The 16,397-nt window shown below is 66.9% G+C and carries 12 protein-coding genes; 2 read left to right on the top strand and 10 right to left on the bottom strand.

Translation table 11 applies throughout. The features are described 5' to 3' along the window. Positions 1-11 precede the first annotated feature (11 nt). The 5 genes from ACK41U_RS10730 to ACK41U_RS10710 all read right to left on the bottom strand — a co-directional run bounded on the left by ACK41U_RS10730 (position 12) and on the right by ACK41U_RS10710 (position 5,647). A complete protein-coding gene (locus ACK41U_RS10730) occupies positions 12-545 on the bottom strand; it encodes a sarcosine oxidase subunit gamma (protein ID WP_409679600.1) in 534 nt (177 codons plus the stop codon). Beyond that, positions 538-3,468, bottom strand: coding sequence for a sarcosine oxidase subunit alpha family protein (locus ACK41U_RS10725; protein ID WP_409679598.1), 2,931 nt, complete (start codon positions 3,466-3,468; stop codon positions 538-540). The genes ACK41U_RS10730 and ACK41U_RS10725 overlap by 8 nt, the downstream gene beginning before the upstream one ends. Continuing rightward, positions 3,465-3,833 (bottom strand): sarcosine oxidase subunit delta, encoded by a 369-nt coding sequence (locus ACK41U_RS10720; RefSeq protein WP_409679595.1) that lies wholly within the window; start codon positions 3,831-3,833, stop codon positions 3,465-3,467. Before ACK41U_RS10720 ends, ACK41U_RS10725 begins: the two co-directional genes overlap by 4 nt. A 150-nt stretch (positions 3,834-3,983) precedes the next feature. After that, positions 3,984-4,262 carry a hypothetical protein gene (locus tag ACK41U_RS10715; protein WP_409679592.1) on the bottom strand — a complete coding sequence of 93 codons (279 nt, stop codon included), beginning with the start codon at positions 4,260-4,262 and terminating at the stop codon, positions 3,984-3,986. 95 nt (positions 4,263-4,357) lie between these two features. Next, the gene (locus ACK41U_RS10710; protein WP_409679589.1) at positions 4,358-5,647 is read right to left on the bottom strand and encodes a sarcosine oxidase subunit beta family protein; all 1,290 of its coding nucleotides are present in this window, start codon (positions 5,645-5,647) and stop codon (positions 4,358-4,360) included. A 155-nt stretch (positions 5,648-5,802) separates the two neighbouring features. On the opposite strand from ACK41U_RS10710, the gene ACK41U_RS10705 reads away from it, so the two are divergent. Both ACK41U_RS10705 and ACK41U_RS10700 read left to right on the top strand, forming a co-directional pair. After that, entirely contained in the window at positions 5,803-6,726 is a 924-nt protein-coding gene (locus ACK41U_RS10705; protein WP_409679586.1) for a cation diffusion facilitator family transporter, read from the top strand. 60 nt (positions 6,727-6,786) lie between these two features. Next, positions 6,787-7,683 carry an EcsC family protein gene (locus tag ACK41U_RS10700; protein ID WP_409679583.1) on the top strand — a complete coding sequence of 299 codons (897 nt, stop codon included), beginning with the start codon at positions 6,787-6,789 and terminating at the stop codon, positions 7,681-7,683. Here the strand turns inward: ACK41U_RS10700 and ACK41U_RS10695 are convergent. From ACK41U_RS10695 to ACK41U_RS10675, 5 genes are all read right to left on the bottom strand, one after another. Beyond that, a complete protein-coding gene (locus tag ACK41U_RS10695) occupies positions 7,650-10,013 on the bottom strand; it encodes an ATP-dependent helicase (RefSeq protein ID WP_409679580.1) in 2,364 nt (787 codons plus the stop codon). The genes ACK41U_RS10700 and ACK41U_RS10695 overlap by 34 nt on opposite strands. 162 nt (positions 10,014-10,175) lie before the next feature. Beyond that, entirely contained in the window at positions 10,176-11,153 is a 978-nt protein-coding gene (gene folE2, locus ACK41U_RS10690) for a GTP cyclohydrolase FolE2 (protein ID WP_409679577.1), read from the bottom strand. Positions 11,154-11,257: 104 nt separating this feature from the next. Next, complete coding sequence (gene metZ, locus ACK41U_RS10685) at positions 11,258-12,442, bottom strand: O-succinylhomoserine sulfhydrylase (protein ID WP_409679574.1); 1,185 nt, start codon at positions 12,440-12,442, stop codon at positions 11,258-11,260. Between the two features lie 738 nt (positions 12,443-13,180). After that, on the bottom strand, positions 13,181-14,506 hold the full coding sequence (locus tag ACK41U_RS10680; RefSeq protein ID WP_409679571.1) for a sigma-54-dependent transcriptional regulator: 1,326 nt from the start codon (positions 14,504-14,506) through the stop codon (positions 13,181-13,183). 21 nt (positions 14,507-14,527) lie between these two features. Next, positions 14,528-16,303, bottom strand: a complete 1,776-nt coding sequence (locus tag ACK41U_RS10675) for an ATP-binding protein (RefSeq protein ID WP_409679653.1) — start codon at positions 16,301-16,303, stop codon at positions 14,528-14,530. Between the last annotated feature and the right edge of the window lie 94 nt (positions 16,304-16,397).

The raw sequence follows: 16,397 nt of genomic DNA, 5'->3' as shown, positions 1-16,397 counted from the left end.
GGGGGGCGGTGTCAGCGGGGGGCGAGCCGCGTGCCGGGGAGGGCTGCGTTCTGCAGGATGAGGCCGAGGTAGTCCGCGGTCGAGCGGAAGCCTGCGAGGCGGAAGCCCTGATCCGTGCGCCAGATGGCGGCGGCGGTCTGGGCCATGCGGGTGCGGCGGAGATGGCCCGGCGGCATCGCGCCCGCGTCAACCGGCGCCAGCTTGGCGATCACATCCGCCGCATGCGGGCCGGTCACGTCAAAGACCGCGCGGGCATCGGAGACATCAACGATCAGGCCATGTTCGCCGGTGAGTGCCTGTTCCAGTGCGGTGAGCGCCTCGGGCAGCTCGGGGGCGGGCAGGATCAGCAGCACTTCGTCGGGCGACATCCAGGCCAGGCTGCGGCTGCCATCGGTCGTGATGCCGGTGCATTCGGGGAGGCTGAGGCCCGCAGCCTCGGCCAGCGCGTCGCCCGCGCGGGACAGATCGGCGCGGATGGTGATCATGCCGAGGCCGGTGACGCGGGTGATGGTGGCGAGTGGTTCAGCCATGACTGTCTCATCCATTCAGGCGGCTCCCTTCCTTGTCGTAAAACACCGGATCGGTGATCCGGGCCTGCATCACCTCGCCCGAGGGCATCGGGAAATCCAGCACCTGCCCCATGCGGGCCGGGCCGTGGCGCACCAGCCCCATGGCGACGGGGCGGCCAAGCGTGGGCGAATGATAGCTGGAGGTCACGCGCCCCTGCACGCGGCGCTGGCCGTTGGGGTTCACACCCTCGTCCACCGCATAGGCGCCGTCGGGCAGGGCCTGATCCGACAGGCTTTCCAGCCCGACCAGCTGCCAGCGTTTGCCGTCGGTCATATGGGTCCGGCGCTGCGCGCGCTTGCCGATATAGTCGGGCTTTTTCTTCGAGATCGCCCAGTCGAGCCCCAGATCCTGCGGGATGATGGTGCCGTCGGTTTCATCCCCGATCATGATGAAGCCCTTTTCGGCGCGCATCACGTGCATGGCCTCGGTGCCATAGGCGGTCAGGCCCAGATCGCGGCCGGCATTGTGCAGACGCTCCCACAGTTCCAGGCCGCGGCTGGCGGGCACGGCGATCTCATAGCTGAGTTCGCCCGAAAAGCTGATGCGGAAGATGCGGGCGGGGATGCCCGCGATGTCGCCTGCCGCCCAGTGCATGAAGGGCAGCGCCTGTTGCGACAGATCAATGCTGCCGGGCAGGCGTTCCAGCAGGGCGCGGGCCTGCGGGCCTGCGACGGCGATCTGGGCGAATTGTTCGGTCAGGTTGGCGGTATAGACCTGCCAGTCCCACCATTCGCATTGCAGCCAGTCCTCCATATGGGCGTGGATGCGGTCGGCGCCGCCGGTGGTGGTGTGGCAGAGCCATGTGTCGCCCGACAGCCGCGCGACCACGCCGTCATCCATCAGAAAGCCGTTCTCGCTGCACATCAGGCCATAGCGGCATTTGCCCACCGGCAGGGTCGACATCATGCCGGTATAGATCATGTCGAGGAAACGCCCCGCATCCGGCCCCTTGACGAGGATCTTGCCCAGGGTCGAGGCGTCCAGTGTGCCGACGCCTGCGCGGACTGCGGTGATCTCGCGGTTGACGGCGGCGTGGCGATCCTCGCCCGCGCGGGGATAGCAATAGGGGCGGCGCCACTGGCCCACGGGTTCAAAGCTGGCGCCGTGGGTTTCGTGCCAGCCATGCAGGGGCGTCTTGCGCAAGGGCTGGAACGCGTCGCCCCTGGCCTCGGCGGCGATGGTGGCCAGGGTCAGGGGCGTGTAGGGCGGGCGGAAGGTGGTCGTGCCGGTGGCGGGGATGGGCTGGTCCAGCGCCCCAGACAGGATCGCCAGACCGTTGATATTGGACAGCTTTCCCTGATCGGTCGCCATGCCGAGGGTCGTGTAGCGCTTGGTGTGTTCGACCGAGGCATAGCCCTCGCGCGCGGCCAGTTCCACGTCGCTGACCTTCACGTCGTTCTGGAAATCCAGCCACATCTTGGCGCGCAGCTTATAGGGCGCCGCAGAGGGCATGACCCAGACCGGCAGGGTCGCGCCCTCGGGGTGTTCCAGATCACCGGCGCAGGTCAGATCGCCATTGGCGGCGCCTGTGGCGGTGACATTGCCGCGCCCGTCGGCGCCCAGAGGCGGGCGGTCGGGGTCGGGGCGGAACAGCGCCTGCGCCTCGTCCCAGAGCAGCTTGCCGCCGCAATGGCTGTAGAGATGCACGACCGGCGACCAGCCGCCCGACATGGCCACCACGTCGCAGGCGATCCGGTCCAGCGGGCGGCCCGTGCCGGACTGGTCGCAGATCACGACACCCTCGACATGCTTGCCGCCCATCACCCTGGCGATGCCGGTGCCGGTCAGCATGGTGATGCCCGCCGCGCGGGCGGCCTGCGGCAGGGCGCCATCGGCCAGCGGGCGGGCATCGATGATTGCGGGCACGTCGAGCCCCGCCGCATGTGCCGCCAGAGCCGTGCGATAGGCGTCGTCATTGTTGGTCGCCACCACGATGCGCTGGCCGGGGGCCACGCCGTAATCGGCGATGAAATCGCGCGCAGCCGAGGCCAGCATGACGCCGGGCACATCGTTGCAGGCAAAGGAAAGCGGACGCTCCAGCGCGCCGGTGGCGGTGACGACATGGCCCGCGCGGATGCGCCACAGCCGCTGGCGCGGGATGCCCTGATTGGGGTCGTGATCGGCCAGAGCCTCGCGGGCGATCAGATAGCCGTGGTCATAGAGGCCGGTCGCCATGCAGTTGCGGCGCAGGGTGACGGTGTCGCGCGCGCGCAGGTCGGTCAGCAGGGCGTCGATGGCGGCCTGCCCGCCCTCGTGATCGGTGGGGGTGCGCCCGCCCCAATGGCCCGCCTGTTCCAGCACCAGCACGCGGCCGCCCTGCGCTGCGGCCTCGCGCGCAGCCGTCAGGCCCGCGATGCCGCCGCCGACGACCACCACATCGGCAAAGCCATAGGCCTGCTCGTACCGGTCGGGATCGGGGTCGGTCGGCGCCCGGCCCAGCCCCGCGCTGCGGCGGATGACCGGCTCGAACAGGTGCTTCCAGAAGGGGCGGGGATGGATGAAGGTCTTGTAATAGAACCCCGCGGGCAGGACCGGCGCCAGCCAGCCGTTCACCGCGCCGATATCGGCATCGAGGCTGGGCCAGCAGTTCTGGCTGCGCGTGACCATGCCCGCCACCAGCGCCGTGGTGGTGGCGCGCTGGTTCGGCTCGAACCGCCCGCCCTGCCCCAGACCCAGCAAGGCGTTGGGCTCTTCGGCCCCCGAGGCGATGGGGCCGCGCGGGCGGTGGTATTTGAACGACCGGCCCATCAGCATCTGGCCATTCGCCATAAGCGCCGAGGCGAGGGTATCGCCCGTCAGCCCGCGCAGATGGCGGCCATCAAAGCGGAACGGCAGCTGAAAGGCGCGGTCGATCAGGCGACCGCCCGAGGGCAGGCGAAAGGGAGGCACATGGGTCATTCGGCGGCGCTTTCGGCAGGGGTCGCGGGCGTCTGGTCGGGCTCCCAATAGGGTTGCCAATCGGGGCGGGCCTTGCGGATCGCCGCAATGATGTCGTCGGGGGGGCGTTTGGTCTGGGCGCTGTAGGTGCCGAAGACCTGCAGGGTCGCGGTGCAGCGGGCGGCCAGAAACCACTTGCCGCAGCCATAGGCGTGGCGCCAGCGTTCGAAATGCACGCCTTTGGGATTGCTGCGCGCGAAAAGGTAGGACTCGAACTCCTCATCGGTTCCCGCGGGGCCGATGCGGGTCAGATGTGCCTCACCGCCCGGATGCAGCTCGGTTTCCTCGGCGGCGATGCCGCAGCAGGGGCAGGTCAGGATCAGCATGGGGCGTTCCTTTGCGGGATCAGGGCTGCGGGGATCACGGCTGCGGGGATCACGGCTGCGGGGATCAGGGGCGGACATGCGGAAAGGCCCGGATGGCGGGGCCATCCGGGACATGTCGTGCGGGGGGGCGGGCCGGTGGCCCGGACCGGATCAGTTCGCCGGAGCGGGTGCGTCGGTCGCGGGTGCATCCATTGGTGCGGGCGCGTCCATCGCGGGCGCGTCAGCCGGGGCCGCGGGTTCGGGCGAGGCGTCGATAATGACGGTGTCACCGGCCGCCGGGGCGGGCGTCGTGTCAGCCACAGGCGCGGTCGTGTCGACCGTGCCGGTCCCGGTATCGCTGCTGCCCGACATGAAGAAAAACAGCAGCGCCACCACGACCACGATGCCGCCGACGATGAAATAGAGGCTATTGTTGTTGCGATCAGCCATGTTGGTCCCTTTCGGTCATCAGTCCATTCACGCAACAATGCGCCAGTCCTGCTCATGGTTCCGTCCCCTGCCCTCATGCGCGCTTCTCCGCCGGTTCAGTGCGCCACGCCGGCGGCGACCGACTCGTCGACAAAGCGCCCTTCGCGGAACCGGTTCAGCCCGAATCCTTGGGCCAGCGGCCCCGGCGTGCCGCGCGCGACCAGTTCCGCCATCGCCCAGCCCGAGCCGGGAATCGCCTTGAAACCGCCCGTGCCCCAGCCGCAGTTCACAAAGACCCCGCCCACCGGCGTCGCCGACAGGATGGGTGATCGGTCGCCGGTCATGTCCACGATACCGCCCCATTGCCGCAGCATCTTGAGGCGCGACAGCATCGGGAAGGTCTCGATCAATGCGCGGACGGTTTCCTCGACATGCTGCCAGCTGCCGCGCTGAGTGAAGTTGTTGAAGCCGTCAGTGCCGCCGCCGATCACCATCTCGCCCTTGTCGGATTGCGACAGATAGCCGTGAACGGTGTTGGCCATGACCACAACATCCATGCAGGGCTTGACCGGCTCGGACACCAGCGCCTGCAGCGCCACGCTTTCGATCGGCAGGCGGAACCCGGCCATTCCGGCCAACTGGCTGGAATGGCCCGCCACGACGATCGCCAGCTTCTCGCAACCGATGCGGCCCTTGCTGGTCTGGACGGCACGGACCTGCCCGGCCCCGGTCTCGACGCCGGTGACCTCGCAGTTCTGGATGATGTGCATGCCCATGTCGCTGCACGCCCGCGCATAGCCCCAGGCCACCGCGTCATGGCGCGCCGTGCCGCCCCGCGCCTGATAGAGCCCGCCCAAAACCGGATAGCGCGGCCCCGCAAGGTTGATGATCGGCACCAGTTCGCGCACGCGCGCAGGCTCCAGCCATTCGGTCGCCACGCCTTGCAGATTGTTGGCATGGACGGTGCGCCGGTAGCCCCGGATCTCGTGTTCGGTCTGGGCCAGCATGATCAGCCCACGCGGGCTGAACATGATGTTGTAGTTCAGATCCTGCGACAGGTTCTCATACAGGCTGCGCGACTTCTCATAGATCGCCGCTGAAGGGTCCTGCAGATAGTTCGAGCGGATGATGGTCGTGTTCCGCCCGGTATTGCCGCCGCCCAGCCAGCCCTTTTCGATCACCGCAATGTCGGTGATGCCGAAATTCTTTCCCAGATAATAGGCGGTGGCCAGCCCGTGACCCCCCGCCCCCACCACGATCACCTTGTAGCGGTGGCGCGGCAGCGGGTTGGCCCATGCCCGGCGCCAGCCGCTATGCTGGCGCAGCGCCTCACGCGCGAGGGCAAAGACGGAATAGCGGCCTGAACGGGTAGCTTTGTCGGGGGCATCATCGGGGGCGTGGGGCATGCGGGCTCCTGCTGGTTGGGCGCAGAATGGCGGCTGAGGCCGGATCACTCAAGGCGGCTTGCGGCAGATCACGGTGAAATGCGACATCCACAGGGGCACGGTGTCGCAACCGGCAGCAACCGGGCCGCGTTGGGCGGCGGATGAGGGCAGAGAAGATGAAGACGGAACAGAGCGTTCTCAGACTGTCGATCGCCATGACCTTTGTGCTGGCGCTGGCAGGCGTCGGCTTTGGTCTGGCCAGCGGCGCAGCCTCGATCATCTTTGACGGCATCTATTCGCTGATCGACGCCAGCATGACCTCGATCGCGCTGCTGGTCTCGACCCTGATCACGCAGCGCATCTCGCAGGCGCGTCAGGCGCGGCTGGTCGAGCGGTTCACCATGGGGTTCTGGCATCTGGAGCCGATGGTGCTGGGCCTGACCGGGGTGCTGCTGACCGGGGCTGCGGTCTATGCGCTGGTGACGGCGGTGGGCAGCCTGCTGACCGGCGGGCGCGATCTGGATTTCGGTCAGGCCATCATCTATGCGGCGCTGGTCGTGGTCACGGCCAGCATCATGGCCACCCATAACCACCGGGCCAACCGCGCGATCCGGTCGAATTTCGTGGCGCTGGACGTGAAGGGCTGGACCATGTCGGCGGCGCTGACCGGCGCGCTGCTGGTGGCCTTTGTCTTTGGCTGGTTGATTCAGGGCACGCCGCTGGCGCATCTTTCGCCCTATATCGACCCGGCGGTTCTGGCGCTGGTCTGTCTGGTGGTGATCCCGCTGCCGATCCCGACGATCCGCAGCGCGCTGTCGGACATGCTGCTGATCACCCCGCCCGAGATGAAGGCCCAGGTCGATCAGGTGGCGTCCGAAACCTGCGCCCGCCACGGCTTTCTGGGCCACCGCGCCTATGTCGCCCGCGTCGGGCGCGGTCGCCAGATCGAGCTGTATTTCATCGTCCCCACCGGCTGGCCGCCCATGCGGCTGGAGGAATGGGACGCCATCCGCGAGGAAATCGGCACCGCCCTTGGCGGCGAAAGCCGCGACCGCTGGCTGACCATCGCCTTTACCACCGATCCCGGCTGGGCCGGCTGATGCGGCAATTGACCCCGACACGGGCAATCCCCAGATCAGGACCAGCCAAGGAGTGATGCCATGACGCTGCCCACCACCCTGCCCACCACCCTTCCCACCGACCCGCAGGCCGCCCTGCGCGCCGAACTGGATGCCATCGCCCTGCGCCAGATCGGCAGCCGCAGCCTGCTGATGCGCGGCGTCGAGGCCGTGGGCCGCCTGACCGAGGGTGCCGCCACGACCGTTCTGGGCCTGTCGCCCGTCGCGCTGGAAAAGGTGCTGGAGACCGCCTTTACCCAGCTTTACGATCTGTCGGGCCGGGGCGACGGGGTCAGCGTGGTGCGTGACGCGCCGCTGATCGCCAACCGCGCCGCCGCCGTCCTGTCGGGCGCGACCGGCGGCTGGTTCGGGCTGGCCGGGATCGTGCCCGATCTGGTCGCCTCGACCACGGTGATCTTCAACTCGATCCAGAAGGTGGCGCGCCGCCACGGCTTTGACACGACCGAGGCCCAGATCCGGCTGGAATGTCTGGCCGTCTTTCAGTTCGGCGAACCGGGCGAGGCGGGCGATGCCGCCGCGAAATCCTATCTGGCCAATCGCGTGCTGACCAACGGGCAGGCGGTCTCGGCGCTGATTTCACGCTTTGCCAGCGGCTTCGCGACCAAGCTGACGACCAAGCTGGGCGCGCAGGCGGTGCCGGTGCTGGGGGCTGCGACCGGGGCCGCGATCAACTATGCCTTCGTGGATTACTACGAACGCGTCGCTCAGATCCATTTCCGCCTGCTGCGGCTGGCCGCCGACAACCCCGATCTGGACATCGCCGCCGAATATGCAACCGCGCTTGAGCGCGCCCGCAGCACCCCGCGCGGCCTTGCCGCCCGGCTGAAGCGCGTCACCGATCGGCAATCGACCGATCAGAAGGGCGCGGTTCAGAAAGGCCCCGCTCAGAAAGGAACGTCGTCACCACCCGCCGGCTGAACATAGGACGCCTTGACGTTCTTGAACCCGGCGTCGAACTGCACGGTCAGCGTGTCCTCGGCGATGCCCATGACCTGCCCCTCGCCGAATTTGCTGTGCACCACCCGGTCCCCCACGCTGAACCGCGCCACGGGGGCCGCGTCGATGGTCACCGGCACCCGCCCCACCGGGGTCTTGCGTTCGGCCGCGCGCGCCTGCATCCGCTTCCAGCCCGGCGAGTTATAGACATCGGCCTTCGCCGCCCGGTCATGCATCTGCACGCTGCCCGCGGCCGCCATCGCCGCACCATAGCCGCCCCCGTACAGACCCGGCGGCGTCAGCACCTCGATATGTTCCTCGGGCAGTTCATCGACAAAGCGCGAGGGCATGCTGGACTGCCACTGCCCGTAAAGCCGCCGGTTGCCCGCAAAGCTGATCGTGGCCAGCCGCTCGGCCCGCGTGATGCCGACATAGGCCAGCCGCCGCTCTTCCTCCAGCCCGCGATTGCCCTGATCGTCCATGGCGCGCTGGTTGGGGAACAGCCCGTCCTCCCATCCCGGCAGGAACACGACCGGGAATTCCAGCCCCTTGGCGCCATGCAGCGTCATGATGCTGACCTGCTCGACCTGCTCGCCCTCGTCGCGGTCCATGACCAGCGAGACATGTTCCAGAAAGCCCTGAAGGTTCTCGAACTCTTCCAGCGCCTTGACCAGCTCCTTGAGGTTGTCCAGCCGCCCCGGCGCATCGGGCGACTTGTCGCTCTGCCACATGGCGGTATAGCCCGATTCGTCCAGAATCCGCTCGGCCAGCTCGACATGGGGCACGCCATCACGCACCGCCATATGCGAGCGCCCGATCAGGCCGACGAAATCACGCAGATTGGCCAGCGCCTTGCCGCCCAGCTGCTTGTCCTCGACCACGATCCGCGCGCCCTCCAGCAGGTTGACGCCGTTCTGCCGCGCCGCATGCTGAACCGTCTGCACCGCCTTGTCGCCCAGACCCCGCTTGGGCGTGTTCACGATCCGCTCGAATGCCAGATCGTCATCAGGGGACACGACCAGCCGGAAATAGGCCATCGCATCGCGGATCTCCTGCCGCTCGTAGAACCGCGGGCCACCGATCACCCGATAGGGCAGCCCGATGGTCATGAAGCGATCCTCGAAGGCCCGCATCTGATGGCTGGCCCGCACCAGAATCGCGATCTGATCCAGCCCCACCGGCCCAAGTGCGGCCCGGTGCCCGCCCTGAAACGCCTCGATCTCATCGCCGATCCAGCGCGCCTCGGCCTCGCTGTCCCAATGCCCGATCAGGCGCACCTTCTCGCCCGCCTCCGCATCGGTCCAAAGCGTCTTGCCCAACCGCCCCTGATTGCCCGCGATCAGCCCGGATGCCGCACCCAGAATCTGCGGGGTCGAGCGGTAATTCTGCTCCAGCCGGATCACCTGCGCGCCGGGAAAATCCTTCTCAAAGCGCAGGATATTGCCGACCTCGGCGCCGCGCCAGCCATAGATCGACTGGTCGTCATCGCCGACACAACAGATATTGCGATGCGCCTGTGCCAGCAGCCGCAGCCACATGTATTGCGCGACGTTGGTGTCCTGATACTCGTCCACCAGAATATAGCGGAACCGGTCCTGCCATTGCCGCAGCACATCCGGGTGCGCCTGAAACAGCAGCACGCAATGCATCAGCAGATCGCCGAAATCGACGGCGTTCAGGGTCAGCAGCCGCTCCTGATAGGCGGCATACAGCCGGCCCCCCTTGCCATCAAAGGCCTCACCCTCGCCCCGCGGCAGAGTGCCGGGCGTCAGGCAGCGGTTCTTCCAGCCGTCGATCAGATGGGCCAGTTGCCGCGCGGGCCAGCGCTTTTCGTCGATATTCTCGGCCGCGATCAGCTGCTTCAGCAGCCGGATCTGATCATCCGTGTCCAGAATGGTGAAACTGGGCTTCAGATGCAGCGTGCCATTGCCGATCATCTCGGCATGGCGGCGCAGGATCTTGACACTGATCGAATGGAACGTGCCCAGCCAGGGCATCCCCTCGACCGTCTCGCCCAACAGCCGCGCGATCCGCAGCTTCATCTCGCGCGCGGCCTTGTTGGTGAAAGTCACGGCCAGCACCTGCCCCGGCCGCGCCAGCCCCTGCGTCAGCAGATGCGCAATCCGCGTGGTCAGCGCGCGGGTCTTGCCGGTTCCGGCACCGGCCAGCATCAGCACCGGCCCCTCCAGCACCTCGACGGCGGCACGCTGCGCGGCGTTCAGCCCCTCAAGATAGGGTGCAGGCCGCGCCGCCATGGCGCGACGCGACAAAGGCACGGGTGCCTCGTGATCGGAATCGTGGGTCAGGTCCATCCCGCGAACATAGGCGCGCCGCCCGCACAAGGAAAGCCCGATGTTCCGCCTCCGTTCCCCCCACCTGCATTGGTCTGCAAATATCCCGCGGGGGGTCCGGGGGGCGCGAAGCCCCCCGGCGCTCGCGGGACGCAAATCAGGCCCCCAAATCAGGCCCGCAGATTACGCCCGCAACCCCGCAAAGGTCATCGGGTCCAGCGACACCTGCGCGAATGTCGGCCCCCGCGTCAGCAGGCTGACCGCATCATGGGAATGCAGCGATTCCTGATGGCTGGCCACGACCCGGAAATCGCCGATGCGCGGATCGCCCATCAGCTGCCCGGCAAAGGCACGCACGGCGTCCTCGACAAAGATCGGGTTGGCGGCATTCAGCTCGGCAAAGGCCTGCTCATCCTCGCGCTTGACCATGACCTGCGTCTCGGTGGGCACGGCGCGGCGGCACAGCTCGATCACATCCTCGATCCACAACCGCTCAGGCCCCGCCATCACCAATGAGATCCGCGCAACCGAGCGCTGCGAATGCGGCGTCGCCAGCCGCCCGCGCGTCTGACGGGCATGTTCGGACAGTTCCAGCGAACAGGGGCAGGTCGAAGAATAGATATAGTCGACATGCATGTTGCGCAGCCGCTGCCCGCCCTGCTCGACCACTTCCAGCGCGATGTCGTAATACTGCCAGCCCGACAGGCCAGACCGCAGGCTGTCCACCTTCATCGGATAGGAAAACCGCATCTGGATCCGCGCGTCCAGCGCGTCCAGATCGGTCTTGTAGGTCTCCAGCGCCGCCTCCAGCACCGACAGGCTGAACAGCGTCTCGGAATGGCCATAAAACGACCGCATGATGCGGGACATGTTGATGCCCTTGCGGTCGGCCTCAAGGCTGACGCTGCCGGTCACGCTGGTCTCCAGCGTGATCTCGCCGTCACTGCCCTGCGCATCGGGCCGGGTCAGATAGCGGATCGGCAACCGGAAATTCGAGATGCCGACATGCTGGATCTGCGCATGCGCGCCCACGATCAGGCTGGCCGGGCCGTTCTGCAGGTCGGGCAGGCTGTCCTTGTAGGCGGGATCGACCCGGAACTGGTCGTCATAGGTCCGGGCCAGAGCCGGATAAGCGGGCGTCAGGGGACGTATCTCGGTCATTGTGCCTCCGGCATTATCCGTGGTGATATATGTCTGTTGAACGGGAAATAAAGCCCCGTCGCAACAGACATATATAGACGTCAGCCTGCGGCAGGATGATGCAGTCAGCCAAGCGCCTGCGACAGATCGTCCATCAGATCGCGCGCATCCTCAAGCCCGACCGAAAGGCGCAGCAGGCCCGGTGTGATCCCCAGATGCACCTTATCGGCATCACACAGGCGCTGATGGGTCGTGGTCGCCGGATGCGTCACGATCGACCTGGCATCGCCCAGATTGTTCGAGATGCGGATGATCCGCAGCCGGTTCAGCGCCGCGAAGGCGGCCTCCTTGCCGCCCGCGACCTCGATCGCGATCATGGTGCCGCCCGACCCGATCTGCGCCATCGCCAGCTCGTGCTGGGGATGGTCGGGCAGGCCCGGATAGATCACCCGGCTCAGGCGCGGGTCGCCATGCAGGGCCGCCGCAATGGACGCGGCGCTTTCCGCCTGCGCCCGCACGCGCAGATCCATGGTCTGCAATCCGTTCAGCATGATCCAGGCGTGAAACGGGCTGATCGCACCGCCGGTATGTTTCAGATAGGGTTCGGCCACCTCGCGCACGAAATGGCGCGTGCCGCAGATGACCCCGGCCAGCGCCCGCCCGCCGCCGTCGATATGCTTGGTCGCGGAATAGACCACCACATCGGCGCCCATCTCGACCGCGCGCGAAAAGACCGGCGTGGTGAAGACATTGTCCACCACCACCGTGGCGCCCGCCGCATGGGCCAGTGCGGCCACAGCCCTGAGGTCGATCACCTCCAGCGTCGGGTTCGAGACGCTTTCGAAAAACACCGCCCGCGTGCCGGGCCGGATCGCAGCAGCCCACTGGTCCAGATCGGTGCCATCAACATAGCTGACCTCGACCCCGAACCGGGCCAGCAGCTCCAGCACATAGAGGCAGGAACCGAACAGCGCGCGGGCCGCGACAACATGATCGCCGGGCTTGCACATCGCAAACATCGCGCCGTTCACCGCAGCCATGCCGCTGGCGGTGGCGAATGCGTCCTCGGTCCCCTCCAGTGCTGCGATGCGGTCCTCGAACATGCGGCTGGTCGGGTTGCCATAGCGGGCATAGATGAATTCGTCCGGGCCGGTGTGCTGAAACCGCGCCTCGGCGGCCTCGGCGCTGTCATAGACAAAGCCCTGCGTCATGAAGATCGCCTCGGACATTTCGCCATACTGGCTGCGACGGCTGCCGTGATGGACGGCCTGCGTGCGGGGATGGGGCTTCTTGTCGGACGAAACGCTCATGCGGGCTGCCTCCTGCTGCGAAGGGCGGGTTACCCGGCGGGCGGGCACAAGGCAAGTCCCGGCAGCCCGGTGGCGGTCACAGACGACCGCACAAGACGCGTCCGTGCATCACCTGCGGCAGGCCTGTCCAAAAGGACAGATGCGCGGACTGCCGCCGACACGCTAGTGTAAGAAACAGTCGAGGCGTCTCCCGCTTTGCGAGAGTGCCGCGACCCGGACGGGGCGGGCAAGCGGGTCAGATCACCCCGCAGTCGCCACAGGCCCCGGCCCGCAACCGCGACACAAGGGCAGGATTGTCACCCTGTTCTCCGACTGCCTGTCATATTGCTGCGGCGCTTAAGAATTGATCGGCCGACGCCCGGCCGATCGCGTAACCTACTGCCAGAAGCACATCCCGCCACTGCGACTTTTTTGACCAGTTTTCTCGTTCGACGGTGGGGCAGACCGGCACAACTTCAGGGCCGGGGGCGAATTTCGTCCCCGGCTTCATCGTGCTTCGTCAGGCCTTCGGGCCGTCGCCTCAGACAGTCAGACGCAGCAGGGGACAAGCGGTCAGCTCAGCATCACCCCCCTGACGGCGGCACGATTCGCAGCCGTCGCACACCACACCACTCTGCCCCCGGAACCCGGCGCAGACGACGTCCGGGACCTGCCGACAGTGCACGACCTCACACAGCTCTCATATTAAATTCCATTTATGGAATGTAACGTGATGCGCAAAGCAGCGTGGCCACGATTCTACAGATAGTCACCGCGACTCAGCCCGTATTTCGCCATCTTTTCGTTCAGGGTCCGGCGCGGCAGGCACAGCTCTTCCATCACGCCCGCGATGCTGCCCTTGTGGCGGCGCATGGTGTTGTCGATCAGCATCTTCTCGAAGCTCTCGACATATTCCTTCAGCGGCTTGCCCTCGGTCGTGGTGGCCTCTTCGTTGTCCTCGCCATCGGCCATCAGCAGCGACGCGATCGAGCCCGAGCCGCGGCGGTTCTGCAACACCGCGCGTTCAGCCACGTTGATCAGCTGGCGGATATTGCCCGGCCATGGCGCCTGCAGCAGCTGGGCTGCTTCCTGCGCGCTGACCTGCGGCGGCTCGCAGCCATATTCCTCGCTGAACTGCTCGGTCATGCGGGTGAACAGGATCAGAATATCCTCGCCGCGCGCGCGCAGCGGCGGCAGCGTGATCTTCAGCGCCGACAGGCGATAGAACAGGTCGGGACGCAGCGAATCCTCGGCCCGGCGCCCCTCGCCCCGCGCATTCGAGATGGCGATGATCCGGGTTTCGGCGGGCGTGCCCTGATCGCTGATGAAGGCCAGCAGACGCGCCTGCAAGGGCTCGGACAGGGCCTCGATGTCTTCCAGACACAGCGTGCCGCCACGGGCCTCTTCGACGGCGGGCAGCCCCTCGTCCAGCGGGCCGAACAGCCGCGCGGCCAAAGCCTCGTCATCATAGGCGGCGCAGGAGACGGGGACGAATTTCTTCGACGCGCGCGGGCCGACCGCGTGCAGCGCATGGGCCACCAGCGTCTTGCCGGTGCCGGTCTCGCCGTCGATCATCACATGGCCATCGGCCTGCCCCAGATCCAGAATATCCTCGCGCAGTCGTTCCACCACCGGGCTGGTGCCGATCAGCTTGGACATGACCTGCTGGCCCTCGGACAAATCACGGCGCAGGGCGCGGTTGTCCAGCGTCATCCGGCGGGCCTGCGTGGCCTTTTTGGCCAGCTGCGTCATGCGGTCGGGATTGAAGGGCTTTTCCATGAAATCCATGGCGCCGATGCGCATCGCCTCGACCGCCATCGGCACATCGCCATGACCGGTGATCATGATGACGGGCAGGCTGCTGTCCAGCTGCATCAGGCGTTTCAGGAACGCCATACCGTCCATGCCGGGCATGCGGATGTCGCTGACGACCACGCCGGGCCAGTCGGCACCGATGACCCGCAGCGCCTCTTCGGCGCTGGAGAAGGTCTCGGTCTCGAAGCCGGACAGGACCAGCCACTGGCTGATCGATTCCCGCATGTCCGGTTCATCATCCACAATCGCGATCTTCAGCTTGCGGGACATTCTGCGATCCTCTCTTTTGCCTTACTCGGCTGCCAGCGGCTGGCGCGGCCGGTCGGGCCGGTGCAGCGGCAACTCGACACGGAACACCGCGCCGCCTTCGGTTTCGTTATGTGCAGTCAGACGACCCCCGAAATCCGCCATGATGGTGGAGGAAATCGCAAGCCCTAAACCCGTTCCCTCACCTGGCTTTTTCGTCGTCCAGAAGGGTTCAAACAGTTTTTCCAGGTCAGAAACACCCGGACCGTTGTCGCGCACCGACACATAGGCGTGAGCGGCGGCCTCGACGGTGATCTCGATCTGCGCATCGCGCCGGTCGCGCACGGCATCGACGGCATTGCGCAGCAGGTTGATCAGCACCTGCTCCAGCCGGATACGGTCGGCCATGACCATGACCCGCTCGCGCGGGATATTGCGGATGATGCGAATCGGCCGGCTGCGCAATTGCGGCTCCATCATGGTCAGCGCGCTGCTCAGCGCGGCGCGCAGATCCACCGGCTCGACCGCCTCGCCGCCCTTGCGGGCATAGGATTTCAACTGCCGGGTGATGGCACCCATCCGGTCGATCAGATCGTCGATGCGCTGAAAGCTGGACAAGGCCTCCTCGGGGCGGCCCCGTTGCAGCAGCAGCCGCGCCCCCGCCAGATAGGTCTTCATCGCGGCCAGAGGCTGGTTCAGCTCGTGACTGACCCCTGCCGACATCTCACCCAAAGCCGCCAGCTTGGAGGATTGCTGCACCGTCTGCTCGGCCACGCGCAGCTCTTTCTGGACGCGCTCGCGCTCGGCAATCTCGCGCGTGAGGCGGGCGTTCAGGGCCCGCAGGTCGGCCGATTCGCGCATATAGACGACCGACTGGATCCGCGCCCGGCGCGACAACAGCCAGAAGCCCCCGGCCAGCAGGATCGCAAAGCCCATGATCTGCAGCGCCAGAATCGCGTTCACCCGCTCGCGCACGCTGGAATAGGCGGTAAAGCTGATCATCCGCCAGCCGCGAAAGGGCACGCGCGCGTCGGACTGCATGACGGCGCGGCCCTGCAGATAGGCGTCGGCGGGCTGGCTGGTCCAGTCGGCGGTGACCTGAAAGGCGCGCTGGATCGCGGAGGGCGCCGAGCGGACGGCCAGCGCCTCGTCCAGCGTCAGCCCCCGCCAGCGCGGCTCGGTCGACAGGATGATCTGGCCCTCGCTGTCGGTCACCGCCACCGCATCCGAGATCCCGGCCCAGGACCGCTCCAGCCGGCTGAGATCGGCGCCGACCACGATCACGCCAAGCGTGCGGCCATCAGCCACGACAGCCCGCGAATAGCTGAAATCATAGGCGCCCGAGGCCTGCTCGGACACCGTGAACACCGTGTCGCGCGACCGCAGCGCATCGACGAAATAGGGCGCAGCCGAACTGTTGGCGCCGATCTGATAGCGGTCGGTCGAGCCGACGACGCGGCCCGAGGCATCCAGCAAGCGGATCGAAGCCGCGCCGATCTCTTTCTGCGCCGTCATCAGCCGCGCCGAGGTGATCGAGAAATCATTGCCGGTCAGCGACCCGATCAGCGACGGATCGCGTGCCAGCAGCAGCGGCACGACGGAATTGCGCTGCAACTCGGACATCAGATTGCCGCTGTACAGCGCCAGACGCAGTTCGGACCGGACGCGGGTATTCTCGGAAAACCGCTCGGTCAGCCAGGCGTTGGTCACCCAGACGGTGGCGACCGCCCCCAGAAACAGCGCCGCCACGGCCAGGCGCAGCCACCAGGGGCCCGACAGGCGCGCACGCCGGGCACGCCGCTCTTCGGCCTCACCCTCTATATCATCGCCAGTGGTCAAGCGCCGATCCATCCGATCATCAGGACCGTGCCTTCACCGCACGGCCGAATTGGCGCAATCTACGCCCAACCGCGCC

The organism is Paracoccus sp. (in: a-proteobacteria), from assembly GCF_046289755.1.
Classification (GTDB): Bacteria; Pseudomonadota; Alphaproteobacteria; order Rhodobacterales; family Rhodobacteraceae; genus Paracoccus.
This window is presented reverse-complemented; position numbering and strand designations above follow the sequence as displayed.

Excerpts from the sequence above, each read along its gene's own strand:
- ACK41U_RS10730 (WP_409679600.1), bottom strand. The coding sequence starts at position 545 with ATGGATGAGACAGTCATGGCTGAACCACTCGCCACCATCACCCGCGTC.
- ACK41U_RS10725 (WP_409679598.1), bottom strand. The coding sequence starts at position 3,468 with ATGACCCATGTGCCTCCCTTTCGCCTGCCCTCGGGCGGTCGCCTGATC.
- ACK41U_RS10720 (WP_409679595.1), bottom strand. The coding sequence starts at position 3,833 with ATGCTGATCCTGACCTGCCCCTGCTGCGGCATCGCCGCCGAGGAAACC.
- ACK41U_RS10715 (WP_409679592.1), bottom strand. The coding sequence starts at position 4,262 with ATGGCTGATCGCAACAACAATAGCCTCTATTTCATCGTCGGCGGCATC.
- ACK41U_RS10710 (WP_409679589.1), bottom strand. The coding sequence starts at position 5,647 with ATGCCCCACGCCCCCGATGATGCCCCCGACAAAGCTACCCGTTCAGGC.
- ACK41U_RS10705 (WP_409679586.1), top strand. The coding sequence starts at position 5,803 with ATGAAGACGGAACAGAGCGTTCTCAGACTGTCGATCGCCATGACCTTT.
- ACK41U_RS10700 (WP_409679583.1), top strand. The coding sequence starts at position 6,787 with ATGACGCTGCCCACCACCCTGCCCACCACCCTTCCCACCGACCCGCAG.
- ACK41U_RS10695 (WP_409679580.1), bottom strand. The coding sequence starts at position 10,013 with ATGGACCTGACCCACGATTCCGATCACGAGGCACCCGTGCCTTTGTCG.
- folE2 (WP_409679577.1), bottom strand. The coding sequence starts at position 11,153 with ATGACCGAGATACGTCCCCTGACGCCCGCTTATCCGGCTCTGGCCCGG.
- metZ (WP_409679574.1), bottom strand. The coding sequence starts at position 12,442 with ATGAGCGTTTCGTCCGACAAGAAGCCCCATCCCCGCACGCAGGCCGTC.
- ACK41U_RS10680 (WP_409679571.1), bottom strand. The coding sequence starts at position 14,506 with ATGTCCCGCAAGCTGAAGATCGCGATTGTGGATGATGAACCGGACATG.